Annotated in this window: 11 protein-coding genes; 3 read left to right on the top strand and 8 right to left on the bottom strand. The window is 40.2% G+C overall.

From position 1 onward, the window contains the following. Window positions 1–6: 6 nt before the first annotated feature. A complete protein-coding gene (locus JKG61_RS12565) occupies window positions 7–2,748 on the bottom strand; it encodes a TonB-dependent receptor (RefSeq protein ID WP_202103334.1) in 2,742 nt (913 codons plus the stop codon). Window positions 2,749–2,958: 210 nt separating this feature from the next. Between JKG61_RS12565 and uvrA the strand changes: the two genes are divergently transcribed. From uvrA to JKG61_RS12550, 3 genes are all read left to right on the top strand, one after another. Continuing rightward, window positions 2,959–5,769: an excinuclease ABC subunit UvrA gene (gene uvrA / locus JKG61_RS12560; protein WP_202103333.1), complete on the top strand. Its 2,811-nt coding sequence runs from the start codon at window positions 2,959–2,961 to the stop codon at window positions 5,767–5,769. 83 nt (window positions 5,770–5,852) lie between these two features. Then, window positions 5,853–7,493: an alkaline phosphatase PafA gene (gene pafA / locus JKG61_RS12555; protein ID WP_202103332.1), complete on the top strand. Its 1,641-nt coding sequence runs from the start codon at window positions 5,853–5,855 to the stop codon at window positions 7,491–7,493. Between the two features lie 47 nt (window positions 7,494–7,540). Continuing rightward, window positions 7,541–7,975: an RrF2 family transcriptional regulator gene (locus JKG61_RS12550; RefSeq protein WP_021071043.1), complete on the top strand. Its 435-nt coding sequence runs from the start codon at window positions 7,541–7,543 to the stop codon at window positions 7,973–7,975. 80 nt (window positions 7,976–8,055) lie between these two features. Here the strand turns inward: JKG61_RS12550 and JKG61_RS12545 are convergent, their stop codons facing one another. From JKG61_RS12545 to JKG61_RS12515, 7 genes are all read right to left on the bottom strand, one after another. Further along, window positions 8,056–9,609, bottom strand: coding sequence for an Rne/Rng family ribonuclease (locus tag JKG61_RS12545; RefSeq protein WP_021071042.1), 1,554 nt, complete (start codon window positions 9,607–9,609; stop codon window positions 8,056–8,058). A 355-nt stretch (window positions 9,610–9,964) separates the two neighbouring features. Beyond that, on the bottom strand, window positions 9,965–10,804 hold the full coding sequence (locus tag JKG61_RS12540; RefSeq protein ID WP_202103331.1) for a tetratricopeptide repeat protein: 840 nt from the start codon (window positions 10,802–10,804) through the stop codon (window positions 9,965–9,967). Between the two features lie 14 nt (window positions 10,805–10,818). Beyond that, window positions 10,819–11,112, bottom strand: coding sequence for an HU family DNA-binding protein (locus JKG61_RS12535; protein WP_202103330.1), 294 nt, complete (start codon window positions 11,110–11,112; stop codon window positions 10,819–10,821). Between the two features lie 195 nt (window positions 11,113–11,307). Continuing rightward, window positions 11,308–12,381, bottom strand: coding sequence for an aminotransferase class I/II-fold pyridoxal phosphate-dependent enzyme (locus JKG61_RS12530; protein WP_202103329.1), 1,074 nt, complete (start codon window positions 12,379–12,381; stop codon window positions 11,308–11,310). A 17-nt stretch (window positions 12,382–12,398) separates the two neighbouring features. Further along, the gene (locus JKG61_RS12525; protein WP_202103328.1) at window positions 12,399–12,866 is read right to left on the bottom strand and encodes a hypothetical protein; all 468 of its coding nucleotides are present in this window, start codon (window positions 12,864–12,866) and stop codon (window positions 12,399–12,401) included. Continuing rightward, window positions 12,863–13,222, bottom strand: a complete 360-nt coding sequence (locus JKG61_RS12520; RefSeq protein ID WP_202103327.1) for a DUF488 domain-containing protein — start codon at window positions 13,220–13,222, stop codon at window positions 12,863–12,865. Before JKG61_RS12520 ends, JKG61_RS12525 begins: the two co-directional genes overlap by 4 nt. Next, window positions 13,219–13,965, bottom strand: a complete 747-nt coding sequence (locus JKG61_RS12515) for an SMUG2 DNA glycosylase family protein (RefSeq protein WP_202103326.1) — start codon at window positions 13,963–13,965, stop codon at window positions 13,219–13,221. Before JKG61_RS12515 ends, JKG61_RS12520 begins: the two co-directional genes overlap by 4 nt. Between the last annotated feature and the right edge of the window lie 190 nt (window positions 13,966–14,155).

Below are 14,155 nucleotides of genomic sequence, written 5' to 3'. Positions count from 1 at the left end.
CAACACTTAAAATTTGATACTCAATTCACTACCAAAGAATATCGGAATATTTCGCTTTTCTAATTGATCTGGGTTACGTTTACTCCGTTGATAAGGTCTGTTATTGGTAATGTTATTTACATAAAAGGAGAAGCCGTAATTCTTTCCAAACTCCTTGGTCACTTTAGTGTTGAATAGCCATAATGGCTTCCAAGATTCTGTTCTATAAGAAGATTCAGCAATCGGCAAGAATAACCCTGAAGTCTCTGGTATAGCAGCGATCTCCTGTTCAGTGAGTGTCCGCATTTCACCAGCTCCTCCCTCGACGATATCCATCACCGCATAAGGTTTAGAGCTATAGTTTAAATTCTTATCCTTATCTGTCCAGATTGTCTGAGCTGTCAAGGTGATGAGGAGGCGGATTTCGGGAATCTGATGAATGGCACGTAATGTGGTCAGGAAACGTGTATACTCCTTTCCTCTCCCTTCATAAACTCCCAGCTTATTGTATGGCTGATTAGGCACACGCCGTGCATAGACAAACGGATTATTGTCAAAAGATTTGGTATAAGCGTATGCGCCATTCAAAGTAAAGGAGGTACGCAAAGGTTTTACTTTACCAAAGTCAAAATCAAATTCAATCCCTCTATTCACAATATTGACATTATTACGCGGTACTCTGTAATCCGTCACATATAAGGAATCTTTAACCACCTCACTCAGTTCAGGGCGTTGTCCAGGCTGTTGCGAAGCCACAGTATAAACGGGCACATTCGTAAAATTATAGTATTGATACATATCCAATCCGTTAGCGATACGTTCATCATAAACCGATATTGAAAACTTTTTATAATCTACACCAACTTCTCTTTTTTTAGACTTAGCCATCTCGAGATTTTGGTTTTGTGCATCAAATACGCGTGTGGTCACCAAAGCAAGTCGTTCTGCTGGGTCTTGTTTATAATAACTCAGGCTAAACACATCCAAATAGACAGGATCGGGGTACAAGTATATCAAGGAAGGCGCTTTAGCACTCCAACCATAGCCGCCTCGGATAGAAAAATCCTTGAACAGTTCATAGGACGCATTAATACGAGGCGAGAAGGCGCTTTTTGCATCATCTCTGAAAGGTTGCATCCAATCATACCGTAAACCGGCTATAATATCCAATGATCTTCCAAACACATCTACTGCCAATCTATCTTCTGCGTAAAAGGCAAGTTGATTCAATGCGGGAACATCTGAAAATCGACGAGGTCTGAATCCTAACCCAGAACTATTCTTAGGAGGCATATCTCCTGCGAAATATTTGCCTTGACCAAAGTTTTTGTCCAAAGTATACGTTCCTCCCACGGTGATGGCATGCCGTGCTGCACCTGTAGAAAAGTAAAAATTGTCCGATAATCTAGCTTGTACATTAAGAGGCTTTCCTTTAATATGAATCTGCTGTAAGTAGCTGGATGGCAAGAAGTCAACTTCATACGTTCCATCAACCAAAGCATTCGAAACAGCGAAAAGCGAACCGCTATTCACCATCTGTTGGAACCCATTCTGAAACCCCAATTGAGCTGATAACACATAGTTAATGTTCCGCGCAAAGCGCTTATCCAGATTCCATCGTCCATTAGTGGAGAATCGCAAATCATAATTCTCAGACTGATTAATAACCTGATTGACTGCCAGATCGGGATCTATCTTACTATCGTCGTAATATCCTCCAAAAGCTAAGGTCGTATTACTGTATAGATTCCGATTCGCCCCCAATGTATTGGTATATTGCAAAGAAGTATTAAAACGCTTGTACGATTCACTGGTCTGTATCTGGTTATTGGCTGCATAAGTATAGTCTACATCCACAAACAAGGCTCCTTGATCTTTACCCAAGGCAAAACCTTGCCCAATCCAGCCTTGTTTCAACGTTGGGTTTAATCGGAACTTGGCCTGTAGAGGTTGTACAGATGCTTTGGTTTTAACATCGATAACTCCCGATGTCAAATCGCCATACTCCACCGAAGGAATACCGCGGATAACTTCAATAGACTCTACATTGTCTGCCGTTAATTGCCGCAAATCTGTCCCCCTTCCGGAGGCATTACCGAAACTAGACAAGACACCTCCAGAAGCGGTATTGACGGCCTGCATATCGGCATTGTTGGACAATTGAGCTCCGTTGACGATGATAGAGGTTCCTAATGATGCTACGCTACGTGATTTGCTATCATGTGTTGTACCCGTAGGGTTACTCCCTCCTTGTCGAATTAAAGGTGTGTTGATTTGAGAAAAAGAGGGATTATAGATAGCCTGCCCAGGCAATAACTGAAGTACCTCGGCGATACTCGTCGCCTGCAAGTGTTCGATCGCTTGTCTAGAAATAAACGTAGAAGTAGCTCCTTTAACCTTTGAACGTTGGCCGATCACTTGAACATCATCGATAGCAATCGTATTTTCTTCCAACTCGATCTTAACATCTTGCCCTGGAATCACTTTTAATTGATACGCTTTCATTCCTGCATATTGTACAATCAAAGTATAGTTTCCGAGAGGTACTTTGGAAAAAACAAACTGTCCGTCGTTCTCACTAGAAGCTGTTAGACCTAGTTCTACCAAAGAAACCGTTGACCCAACGAGTGGTTTACCATTAGATAGGACTAGCCCTTTTATGTCTATCGATTGCTGCTGAAAGAAATACGCTGTATTTGTGGAGGCCAGCAAATAGCCTGTTAATAATGTGCTGCTCCATAGCGCAGCCGAGAGAAATAACTTCTTCATAATACGTGGAAAATCACGCAAATATACTCTATTTAGAATAAAACTAAATAGTATTTACTAAAATAGTGCATCTCTATTCGTTTTCATGACAGAAAACGCACAAATATGCTCGTCTTATACCACGCATAACCATGATCTTCTTTAAACCCAAAAGAAAAATAAGAGAAGTGTCTATGCTCAACTTATCAGAAATGCTTAACTTTGTTAGTTATGCAAAACACGAAGGAGCACAATCCAAAATCTCATATTCAAATCAAGGGCGCACGCGTCAACAACCTGAAAAACATAGATGTTGATATTCCCAAAAACAAATTGGTAGTCATTACTGGCATGTCAGGTTCGGGCAAATCATCTTTGGCTTTTGACACGCTGTACGCTGAGGGGCAGCGTCGCTATGTAGAGAGCCTGTCGTCCTATGCACGTCAGTTTATGGGAAGGATGCACAAGCCAGAGGTGGACTATATCAAGGGAATAGCCCCCGCCATTGCCATTGAACAAAAAGTGATCACCAGTAATCCCAGATCTACTGTAGGAACATCAACGGAGATTTACGACTACCTCAAACTTCTTTTTGCACGAATAGGAAAAACCTATTCTCCGATTTCTGGAGATCTTGTCTCTAGAGACTCTGTTTCCTCTATTGTGGATCGGATCTTAACCTCACCAATAGATTCAACAGTCACGATTTTCAGTCCCTTGCATCCTACCAATGGGCGAAAGTTGAAAGAAGAGCTTTCCCTGTTGCTTCAGAAAGGTTTTGTACGCATATTATTCAAGCAAGCCATCGAAAAGATAGAGTCTGTACTTGAAAACAAGTCTATAGCCAACAACGTATTTAAAGCAGGTGACATAGAAATTGTTATAGATCGCGTACGCTTAGATGGAGAGGAAGAAACAACGACCCGTTTAGCGGATTCTATACAGACGGCTTACTTTGAGGGCAAGGGAGAATGTTCAGTAGATATCGAAGGTCAACGCCTTAATTTCTCTGACAAGTTCGAACTGGACGGTATCACCTTTGAAGAACCCACCCCTAATTTTTTCAGCTTTAACAATCCCTTTGGCGCCTGTCGCCGTTGCGAAGGATACGGTAAAGTGATTGGTATCGACCCGGATCTTGTCGTACCGGACAAAAGCAAATCTGTTTATGACGGTGCTCTGGCTCCTTGGAGAGGGGAAAAAATGGGAACTTGGCTTGAGGCCTTAGTACGTACGGCTATAAAATTTGATTTTCCAATCCATCGATCATACGCTGATCTGACCAAGGAGCAACAAGAACTCTTATGGACAGGCAATAAATACTTTAGGGGCTTGAATGATTTCTTCCAGGAACTGGAAGAACAGACTTACAAGATTCAATATCGCGTTATGTTGTCGCGCTATAGGGGCAAAACAGACTGTCCTGAATGTAAAGGCAGCCGATTACGTAAAGATGCGACCTATGTAAAAATCGCGGGAAAATCTATTGTGGATTTGGTCCTTCTACCTATAGACCAAGCTCTCGAATTTTTCAACAGCTTGACACTTTCTGCCAATGAGGCTACTATTGCAAAACGCTTGCTTTGGGAAATTGTAAACCGAATACAGTTTTTGTGTGACGTAGGCCTTAGCTATCTCACGCTCAACCGACTTAGTAATACACTTTCGGGAGGAGAGTCTCAACGTATCAACTTAGCAACTTCCTTGGGTAGCTCACTAGTAGGATCAATCTATGTCCTGGATGAACCAAGTATAGGTTTACATCCTAGAGATACACAAAGACTAATCGGTGTTTTAAAATCACTACGGGATATTGGAAATACAGTAATCGTAGTAGAGCATGAACAAGAGATGATGGAAGCCGCAGATTATTTGATCGACATTGGACCGGAAGCAGGTACTAATGGTGGTGAATTGGTATTTGCCGGCACATATGAGCAGATATTAAAAGATAGTAAGTCTTTAACGGGCCAATACCTCAGCGGCAAAAAAGAAATCACCATACCTGCACAACGACGAAAGTGGTCAGACATAATCAGGATAAAAGGTGCTAGGGAGAATAATCTACAAGGAATTAATGTTGATTTTCCTCTGCATATATTTACGGTAGTCACAGGGGTATCAGGCTCTGGTAAAACCTCCTTGGTAAAACACATCCTGTATCCTGCACTCCAAAAGTCATTGGGAAATTATTCTGGAGAACAGACGGGACAATTTGACGGCATTGATGGAGATATCCACCAAATAGAGCAGGTCGAAATGGTAGACCAAAATCCAATCGGTCGTTCATCTCGTTCCAATCCCGTAACCTATGTGAAGGCATGGGACGAAATACGAGCGCTATACGCAAACCTACCTGCTGCAAAAGCTGGCGGACTAAAACCTGCTGCCTTCTCCTTTAATGTAGAAGGAGGGCGTTGTGATATTTGTCAAGGGGATGGGGAAGTAAAAATCGAGATGCAGTTTATGGCTGACATCGTACTTCCTTGCGAGGCCTGTGGAGGCAAACGTTTTAAACAGCATGTACTGGATGTGCAATACCAAGAGAAATCAGTAGCCGATATCCTAGATTTAAGTGTTGAGGAAGCTCTATTGTTTTTTAAAGACCAGCCTAAGATTATGGCAAAACTGCAACCTTTGCAAGATGTGGGATTAGGTTACATTAAGTTAGGACAATCTTCTAGCACACTGTCCGGTGGCGAGGCACAACGCATAAAACTTGCTTCTTTCTTAATTAAAGGAAATAATAGCAAAAAAACATTGTTCATTTTTGACGAACCTACGACTGGTCTTCATTTTAATGATATACAGAAACTCCTAAAGTCGTTCGACGCACTCATAGCTTTAGGCAATAGCATATTAGTCATTGAACACAACATGGATATGATCAAATCTGCAGATTGGGTGATAGATATTGGTCCCGAAGGGGGAGAAAAGGGAGGGAAGGTTGTTTTTAACGGCACCCCCGAAGATTTGGCCGTGTGTAAAGAAAGTTTTACGGGACAGTTTCTCATAAATCATCTTAAAAAGCTTAATTTGTAGTTCAACAAAACCTTTAAACAGATGAATCTATTAGGAATACACGTACTCTTAATAGATTTATTGTCCTTAAAACAATTATTCCAATGAAAAAACATTTTATTTTCTTTCTCGCGCTGGCTTTAGCCTTTGTAAAAGACGTAAACGCACAAGTGGAAAGACCTAAGCTGGTCGTTGGCCTCATGGTAGATCAAATGCGGTGGGACTATTTATATCGTTTTGCAGACCGCTATGGCAATGATGGTTTCAAGAGGATTCTTAAAGAAGGATTTTCATGTGAAAATACCCTAATCAATTATATTCCCACTTACACAGCTATTGGTCATAGTTCAGTCTATACAGGATCTGTTCCTTCTATTCACGGTATTGCTGGAAACGATTGGATTATACAGTCTACTGGTCAATCTATGTACTGTACGCAGGACGAAAACGTACAGGGAGTAGGTACTAAGGAGAAAGAGGGTAAACAGTCTCCTCGTAATCTTTTGGCTTCTACTATCACCGACCAACTTAAATTAGCCACTAACTTTCAATCTAAAGTAATAGGTGTCGCTATTAAAGATCGGGGGGGAATCCTTCCTGCAGGCCATTTTGCAGACGCTGCATACTGGTTTGAGGCGAAATCAGGCGATTGGATTTCCAGCACATTCTACATGAAAGATCTTCCTAAATGGGTCAATAGCTTCAACAAACAAAAATTACCTGAAAAATATTTGAAACAGGATTGGAACACACTCTACCCCATAGAGACATATACAAACAGTATTGCTGACGACAACATCTATGAAGGCAAATGGCCTGGAGAAAAATCACCGACCTTTCCTAGAAAGACGTCGGAACTGATGAAAGATACAGGCTATGAATTAATAAAGACAACACCTCAGGGTAATACCCTGACACTAGACTTTGCCAAAGCTGCAATCGAACATGAAAACATGGGAAAAAATCCAACGAATAATACGGATTTTCTTTGTGTAAGTCTTTCAGCGACGGATTATGTAGGGCACAGGTATTCCCTATCGGCCGTAGAAATCGAAGACACCTACCTACGCCTAGATAGGGATATTGCAGATTTTCTAGTTTACCTTGATAAAACAGTAGGCGAGGGTAACTATACTTTTTTCTTGACCGCCGATCACGCGGCTTCATATAATCCTTTGTATTACACAGATCAACGAGGAAACGGTGGTTATCTATTTACAAGACAAATACAACGCGAGCTCAATATCGAACTAAAGGAAAAATTTGGCTCGGACAAATTGGTACGAAGCCTAATGAACTATCAGGTGCATCTAGACTACACACTAATAGAATCTTTAGACCTAGATATTGATGACGTCAAAAAGGTAATTATCAAAAACTTAAAAAATCAAGACGGGGTAGCGTATGTCGTAGACATGGAAGCGGGCGAAAACATGTTTTTACCTGCCCCTATCCGCGAAAAAATCATTAATGGATATAATCGTAAAAATAGCGGAGCGATTCAAATCATAGCAGAACCGCAATGGTATTCAGGGACTCCACGAGGCACAGGCACTACGCACGGTGTATGGTCAGCCTACGACTCTCATATTCCTTTATTATTTATGGGATGGGGAATAAAGCCTGGAGTAAGCAATCGCTCTGTTCAAATAGTAGATATTGCTCCTACGCTAGCATCTCTGTTACATGTAATGGAACCTAACGGCAACATCGGTCACCCTATAGTCGAGGTATTGGGACAATAGTTATTAATCGTAATATTTCGTATTTTTGAGCCAACAGAATACAGACTATGATTTCGAAAAAAACTAAATATGCGATAAAAGCCTTAATGGTACTTGGAAGGAACTATGGTAATGAACCAATGCAAATTGTCAAGATAGCGGAAGAGGAGCGCATCCCAAAAAAGTTTTTGGAACAGATTCTATTGGAAATGCGAAATGCAGGTATTCTTTATTCAAAAAAAGGAGCCGGAGGCGGATACAGCTTGAATAAGGCTCCTGAGGACATATACTTATCGCAAGTGATGCGCCTTATCGATGGACCTATTGCACTGCTGCCCTGTGTTAGTCTCAATTTCTATCGCTCTTGTGAAGAGTGCACGGAAGAGCACGCTTGTGGTATCCGAGATACATTTATAGATGTACGTAACGCAATGTTGCAAATCTTGAATGATACGAGTATAGCATCCTTGATCAATAAGGAAAAAGAATTGAGCTTAGACTAAGTGATATTAATACAACAGATTTCTTTATATCCACTATAGATAAAAAGCTCCTCAAAATTGAGGAGCTTTTTTTAATCTCTTTATAACTTGATTTCCTCATCCTTCGAGTTGAAGAAGTGAAACTCTGTTAAATAATAGGATTGAACCGGCTTTACCCTTATCCATTTCCCATATTTGAAAAACCACTTGATCCGCTTGGAGATCAAACCTGACTTAATGTAGGCGTCAATATAAGGGTGTACACACAAGGAAACCCCCTTTTCATTTTGTTCTTCAAGTATGAAGCTCAAGTTGTTCTCAATGTCATCGAGTAATACAATACTCGATCTTATTTCTCCCGTACCATCACAAGCAGGACATTTTTCATTAGTCACTACACTCATTTCTGGACGCACACGTTGTCGCGTGATTTGTACCAAGCCGAATTTACTCGGTGGAAGTATGGTATGACGAGCTCTGTCTTCGCCCATACATTCCTTAAGATAGGTATACAGCTCTTTTCTATTTTGAGGCTTGTGCATGTCGATAAAGTCTATGACAACGATACCTCCCATGTCCCGCAATCGCAATTGCCGAGCAATTTCCCTTGCTGCTTCTTTGTTTACCAAAAGCGCATTATCTTCTTGGTTTTCTTTACTAGCAATACGGTTACCGCTATTAACGTCTACAACGTGCAATGCTTCGGTATGTTCAATGACCAAATACGCACCACCTTGCAAATTGACCGTTTTGCCAAAAGCTGCCTTAATCTGCTTTTCAACACCAAAATGATCAAAAATTGGCTCTTTGTGTTTATAGAGCTTAACAATTTTTTCCAACTCTGGCGAAATCTCCTGTACGTAGGACTTTGTCTCCTCGTATATGACAGGGTCATTCACATATATATGAGTGAACTCGTCAGTCAACAGATCCCTCAAGATGGTAGATGCTCTATCCATCTCACCTAGGACTTTTTGTGGCGGTTCAGCTTTTTTAAGGCGCTTGGTAAAAAGCTCCCATTTCGAAATCAAATCCAGAAGGTCTTTTTGAAGTTCTTCAACTCCTTTTCCTTCAGAAACAGTCCGTATGATAACTCCAAAATTTGCAGGTTTGATACTCTCTACAATCTTTTTAAGCCGCGTACGTTCAGCACTTCCTTTGATTTTCTTGGAAATGGAAACAGAACTTGAAAAAGGCACAAGTACAACAAAACGTCCTGCGATGGATAAATCCGAGCTCAGCCGTGGACCTTTTGTTGATATTGGCTCTTTTGCTATCTGTACAGGCAATAATACATTTCGGCTTAATACTTCCGAAATCTTGCCAGCTTTATCGATATCCTTTTCAAGCTTTAGACTATTAAGCAGATTCTCTTGATAACTGCCATTCTTTACTACTCGCGTAAGCTTAAGTAAGGATTGTACCTGTGGACCTAAGTCTAAGTAATGCAAAAATGCGTCTTTATCGTAGCCTACATCTACAAACGCCGCATTCAATCCAGGCATGATTTTCTTAATTCGGCCTAGATAAATATCGCCTACCGAAAAATGATTGTCTACCTGTTCCTTATTTAGTTCTACAAGTTGCTTGTCCTGTAGTAAAGCAATAGTCACCCCATTTTCAGGGGTTGAATCGATAATTAATTCCTTTACCAACAGCTACTAAATTTGGGGACGACAGTACCTCGCGCACCATCTTATATCATCCCAATGAAACATAAATTTGTTTAAGAAAACAGCCATCATAGGATGGTTATTTAATATTCACAAAAAAACGAATGTTCTTCAATGAAAAATACAATCTATGGTCAAACAACTAAGTTTATCATAGATTGTATAGCGTCTCTGAAGACAAATCTCCTTAGACTATCAACAAGAACTATTTTTTCTTGTGTCTATTTTTTCTTAAACGTTTTTTACGTTTGTGAGTAGCCATTTTGTGTCTTTTTCTTTTTTTTCCGCTTGGCATAGCTTAATGTTTTTAAATAATGTTAATGAATTTTGTTAATTATTATTTACTCAATGCTTCTATCTGACGATCAATATATTGAGATAAGGTCGGATCGGCTGCTATCTCTTTGCTTTTCTGATAAGCGGCGATAGCATCGTTCTTAAGACCGATTTTTTCGTAGCTTGTAGCTAAATAAAAATAAGATTCTGCGTCCGGTTTTACTTCCACAACCGTTTTGAATCGCTCGATAGCTTTATCAAACTGTTGTGAACGTATGGAGAATAAACCCAATGTTTTATTAGCTTCTACATTTTTTGGATCTGCAGTTACGACCTCTCTAAGCAATGCAATACCTGCCATTGGGTTGTTAGACCCTGTCACAAGTGCCGCGCCTAGTCCTGTTTTCGCTGCCAGACTGTTTGCATCCAACTCTACTGCCTTCTCATAGGCCTCAATAGCAAAACGATTCAATTCGGCTGCCATTACAGTATCCTGTTGATTGGTGTAACCGGCACGAAAAGCTTCTCCTGCTTTCAACCAGTATTCAAATTTAGGAGATAACTGCGCTAACTCCTGATAAATGAATCCTTGAGGAATAGGTTTCGCAACATCGTCCCACTTAACTACCAGTTGCTCTAGTAATTTGATTTTTTGTTCACCTTCAGCTTTCTCTACCTGGGCTTCGATGGCTGAAATATCTTGGGACAGAGAAGAGTTGATACTCTGTTTAGCAATCTCAGAAACACTCTTCAATGTATACATTGAAGATGCAGATTCTTCCGTATTTGCTTGATTTGTTCCCTTTTCCTTGTCTACCAAACCTTTAATAGGCTGCGCCAATAGTCCTCCCATCAATACAACCACTAATGCAACAACGACAATTTGTTTGGTATTAAGCATAGGACTAATTTAAATTATTTTTTTACTTTATTACCATTTTTCACTTTCTCAACAAAAATCTTTGCTGGTTTGAAGCTTGGCACGTAGTGCTCTGGGATAATAATCGCCGTATTTTTGGAAATATTACGCGCTGTTTTCTCTGCTCTCTTTTTTACAACAAAACTTCCAAACCCTCTAACGTATACATTTTCTCCTTCAATCATCGCATTTTTAACAACCTTGAAAAACGCTTCAACCGTTTCTTGTACATCAACCTTCTCTAAGCCTGTCTTGTTAGAGATTTCTGCAATAATTTCTGCTTTAGTCATATCTATTATTCTGTAATTATATTATTCCATCTAAACCCACATTTGGGGTTGCAAAATTATCTTTTTTAAATGAGGTTTGAAAATATTTTGGATCATTTCTCCAACATATTTTTTTCATTTTCAAACGATTACCCCCGAATAACACATACCAAACACCTCAAATCGGACGCAAATCTACTATTATTTTGCTGATTTTCAAATATTTATTGTTTTTTTTAACAAACACACTTCAGCTAAATATTCCAAATCGTCATCTTCATGCAAAGCAGAAACTACAATCCGATTTAACAGTGGACTATCGGACAATGGGTATGGAAAACTAGAAATGACAACACGTTGATGCAAAAGATGACGATACAAGTGCACGTCGCGTGATGTAAAAACAGGGAAAGCAGAAATAGAACACAGCTCACTATCTCTCCCTAGCAGACCGCGTAGATGAAAAATATTATGATGTAACCGATCAAACGCGCTTTGATAAAAAGAATCGCCATTAATAAGCGCATACACCGAAGCCGGAGAAGGCGGCGATGCTCCTCTAAAAATAGGATTTGCCTTAACCTGCTGTACTATCTCATTTTTTCCCATCACAACTCCGGCATCTGTCCCCATACCTTTTGCCAATGACGCGACTATCAACAAGTGAATATTAGGACTTTTTTGCATAACACCAAGATCTACAGATATAGCATCTCGATGTATAATGCCAATCCCATGTGAGTCATCCAAAATAAAAAAAAGATGTTTACTAGAATCGCACAAATTTACAAACGGACTGAAATCATAGCGCCGCGGCGTTAAGTTGTCTAAGGTATTGGATATGATCAGGAAACTTGTCTCCTTCGAAGCATTAATGTAAGCTATTGTCGAATCGCGCCAATCTTCAAATGAGCGCTCATCCATTAAGACAGGCTCCAGCCACAGCGCAGGGTGTGCATCAGGCGCATACAGCACCTTTTTGCCAGCTGACAAGGTACGGACCGCTACCTGAGCAGCCAAATATCCGCTTGACAACAACGCAGCTGTTTCAAAACCGAAGCGCGAAGCCATCCTCTGCTCCGCTTCATCGTACACCCCCAACTGTACATTATTAGAGCGAGACGTGCCATTATTAAGCCCATAGGTATCTATTCCTTTTTTATAAAGATCAATATAACCTGGGTTATCTAACAGCCCTAAATAAGCCGTACCTCCGAAAAACAGATAGGGTTCACCTGCTTTGGAAATATACCGCCCCGTGGGTTGATGCAAGTGACGAAATGCGATCATATACAGACTATTTGTTGTTAATACAGATGATAATTCAAAGGTAGATTCAATCCAAGCGAAAAACTAAACCCGTTTACCGACCCCAATCCGTCTTTAGTTTTCATATCGAAACCGTAGCCTGTCGCAAACTCCACCAAATTAAATAAACCAACACCGATTTTAGGTGTAACAGTATAAGGAGTCACTTCGGCTTTAACAAATGGCCAAGCCAACTTAGCTCCAAGATAATAGGTCAGTCCAAACTCAGGCACAACATAGGTTTTCCGCTCTTTCCAATTCATATTTGCACCACCATCGATCCGCAGGTAATTGGCATACCCCAAATCGGTAAGCCCCCAAAGCGAAGCCTTTAAAAAGTTCGCGTTTTGATATTGATAACCCAACGACGGTCCTACAATCCACCTGCTATGCACCTTCTTTTCCTGCCCCTGTAATAAACTGACTACCAAGCTTAGCGCTATTAACATACCGATTATACCCTTCATTTGTTCGTCTCCTTTAATTTATCTACGACCTTTAATAGAACCGCAGCCTGATTCATTTTTTCAGCTTTCGCGGCATACAACAATGTCAATTGCCCATCGTCTCCCAGCTTTTTTATACGCTTCAGATCATTCGTTTTTAAGACTAATTCTTGCTTATAACGTGCTACAAACTCATCAAACCGCTCCGGCAGATGTCCAAACCATTTGCGAAGCTCCGTAGAGGGGGCTATATCCTTATTCCATTCATCCAGTTTAGCGCTATCTTTGCTGATACCCCGTGGCCATAATCGATCTACTAGCATACGGTAACCATCATTCTCTGTTGGCTCTTCGTAAATTCGCTTTATCTTAATCATTTTAATGGACTGTTATCATCAAAAGCATTTAAATATTTCATTATATAATTGTCTTTCTCTTTTGACTTATATTGCTGTATGTATCTTGGATGTTCCAAAACCACGATATCCCCAAAGAGCCTAACCTCTTTATTGAGTGCTTGGATATACTTTGCATTCTTCTTGCCTAGCACAAAAACCTTATCCGTATTTAACCCCATACTGACATGTTTTTTCAACGACTCCAGCATAAAACCTTTCACTTCTTCAAACAATTGTGGCGCGTCATAATAATTCGCATTATTCCAAGTCCCTGCTTTTGCCTGACGCACTATAGCCAAAGGAAAGGGTGAGTTTATATAAAATCGACTATAAAAGTCGGCCGCTCCGCCATAAGCGTCTATCATATCATACATAAAAACCGAAGAAATCTCATGAGTACGCGCAGATTTCATAGAAATATCACATACACTGGACAATCTCTTAGTATCTGTAAACGGAACACCCGTAACGCCTGCTCCGTGCCTACTAGGATTAATACCAATAATAAAATCCCGCGGCAAGGTATCACTATAATATTTCTTATAAAATTTCTTCATCACCAACATGGTTTCTGGATTATCCAAATAAGGATTCACAACCTGAAATCCATGCGGCAGACTACCATCATAAAACAACCCACGATTAAACTTAATTACCCTATCTGCAAAACATTTCTCCATAACTTTCTCTTTGTTCTTACCTTTCGTCCTCTCTTTATCCATTCTTCTTCACAAAGAGGAGAAGGATATTGGCATCTTACAAAAGATCATTAAAAACGATAGAAGCAAGTTACGGAAATTATTAGAATCGCACTAAAAGATAGATTACACTTTTTTCTCCTACTGTATTTACTTACTGATCGGGCTTGCTTTTTTAGCATTAAAGCAAACAAAGCAGGCTTTATATTTGTAT

This window comes from Sphingobacterium faecale (assembly GCF_016746095.1).
Taxonomy (GTDB): Bacteria; Bacteroidota; Bacteroidia; order Sphingobacteriales; family Sphingobacteriaceae; genus Sphingobacterium; species Sphingobacterium faecale.
Note: the sequence above shows the minus strand (reverse complement) of the source record. Positions and strands in the feature narration are given on the sequence as shown.

Excerpts from the sequence above, each read along its gene's own strand:
- JKG61_RS12565 (WP_202103334.1), bottom strand. The coding sequence starts at position 2,748 with ATGAAGAAGTTATTTCTCTCGGCTGCGCTATGGAGCAGCACATTATTA.
- JKG61_RS12515 (WP_202103326.1), bottom strand. The coding sequence starts at position 13,965 with ATGGATAAAGAGAGGACGAAAGGTAAGAACAAAGAGAAAGTTATGGAG.
- JKG61_RS12530 (WP_202103329.1), bottom strand. The coding sequence starts at position 12,381 with ATGATCGCATTTCGTCACTTGCATCAACCCACGGGGCGGTATATTTCC.
- uvrA (WP_202103333.1), top strand. The coding sequence starts at position 2,959 with ATGCAAAACACGAAGGAGCACAATCCAAAATCTCATATTCAAATCAAG.
- JKG61_RS12540 (WP_202103331.1), bottom strand. The coding sequence starts at position 10,804 with ATGCTTAATACCAAACAAATTGTCGTTGTTGCATTAGTGGTTGTATTG.
- JKG61_RS12550 (WP_021071043.1), top strand. The coding sequence starts at position 7,541 with ATGATTTCGAAAAAAACTAAATATGCGATAAAAGCCTTAATGGTACTT.
- JKG61_RS12535 (WP_202103330.1), bottom strand. The coding sequence starts at position 11,112 with ATGACTAAAGCAGAAATTATTGCAGAAATCTCTAACAAGACAGGCTTA.
- JKG61_RS12520 (WP_202103327.1), bottom strand. The coding sequence starts at position 13,222 with ATGATTAAGATAAAGCGAATTTACGAAGAGCCAACAGAGAATGATGGT.
- JKG61_RS12525 (WP_202103328.1), bottom strand. The coding sequence starts at position 12,866 with ATGAAGGGTATAATCGGTATGTTAATAGCGCTAAGCTTGGTAGTCAGT.
- pafA (WP_202103332.1), top strand. The coding sequence starts at position 5,853 with ATGAAAAAACATTTTATTTTCTTTCTCGCGCTGGCTTTAGCCTTTGTA.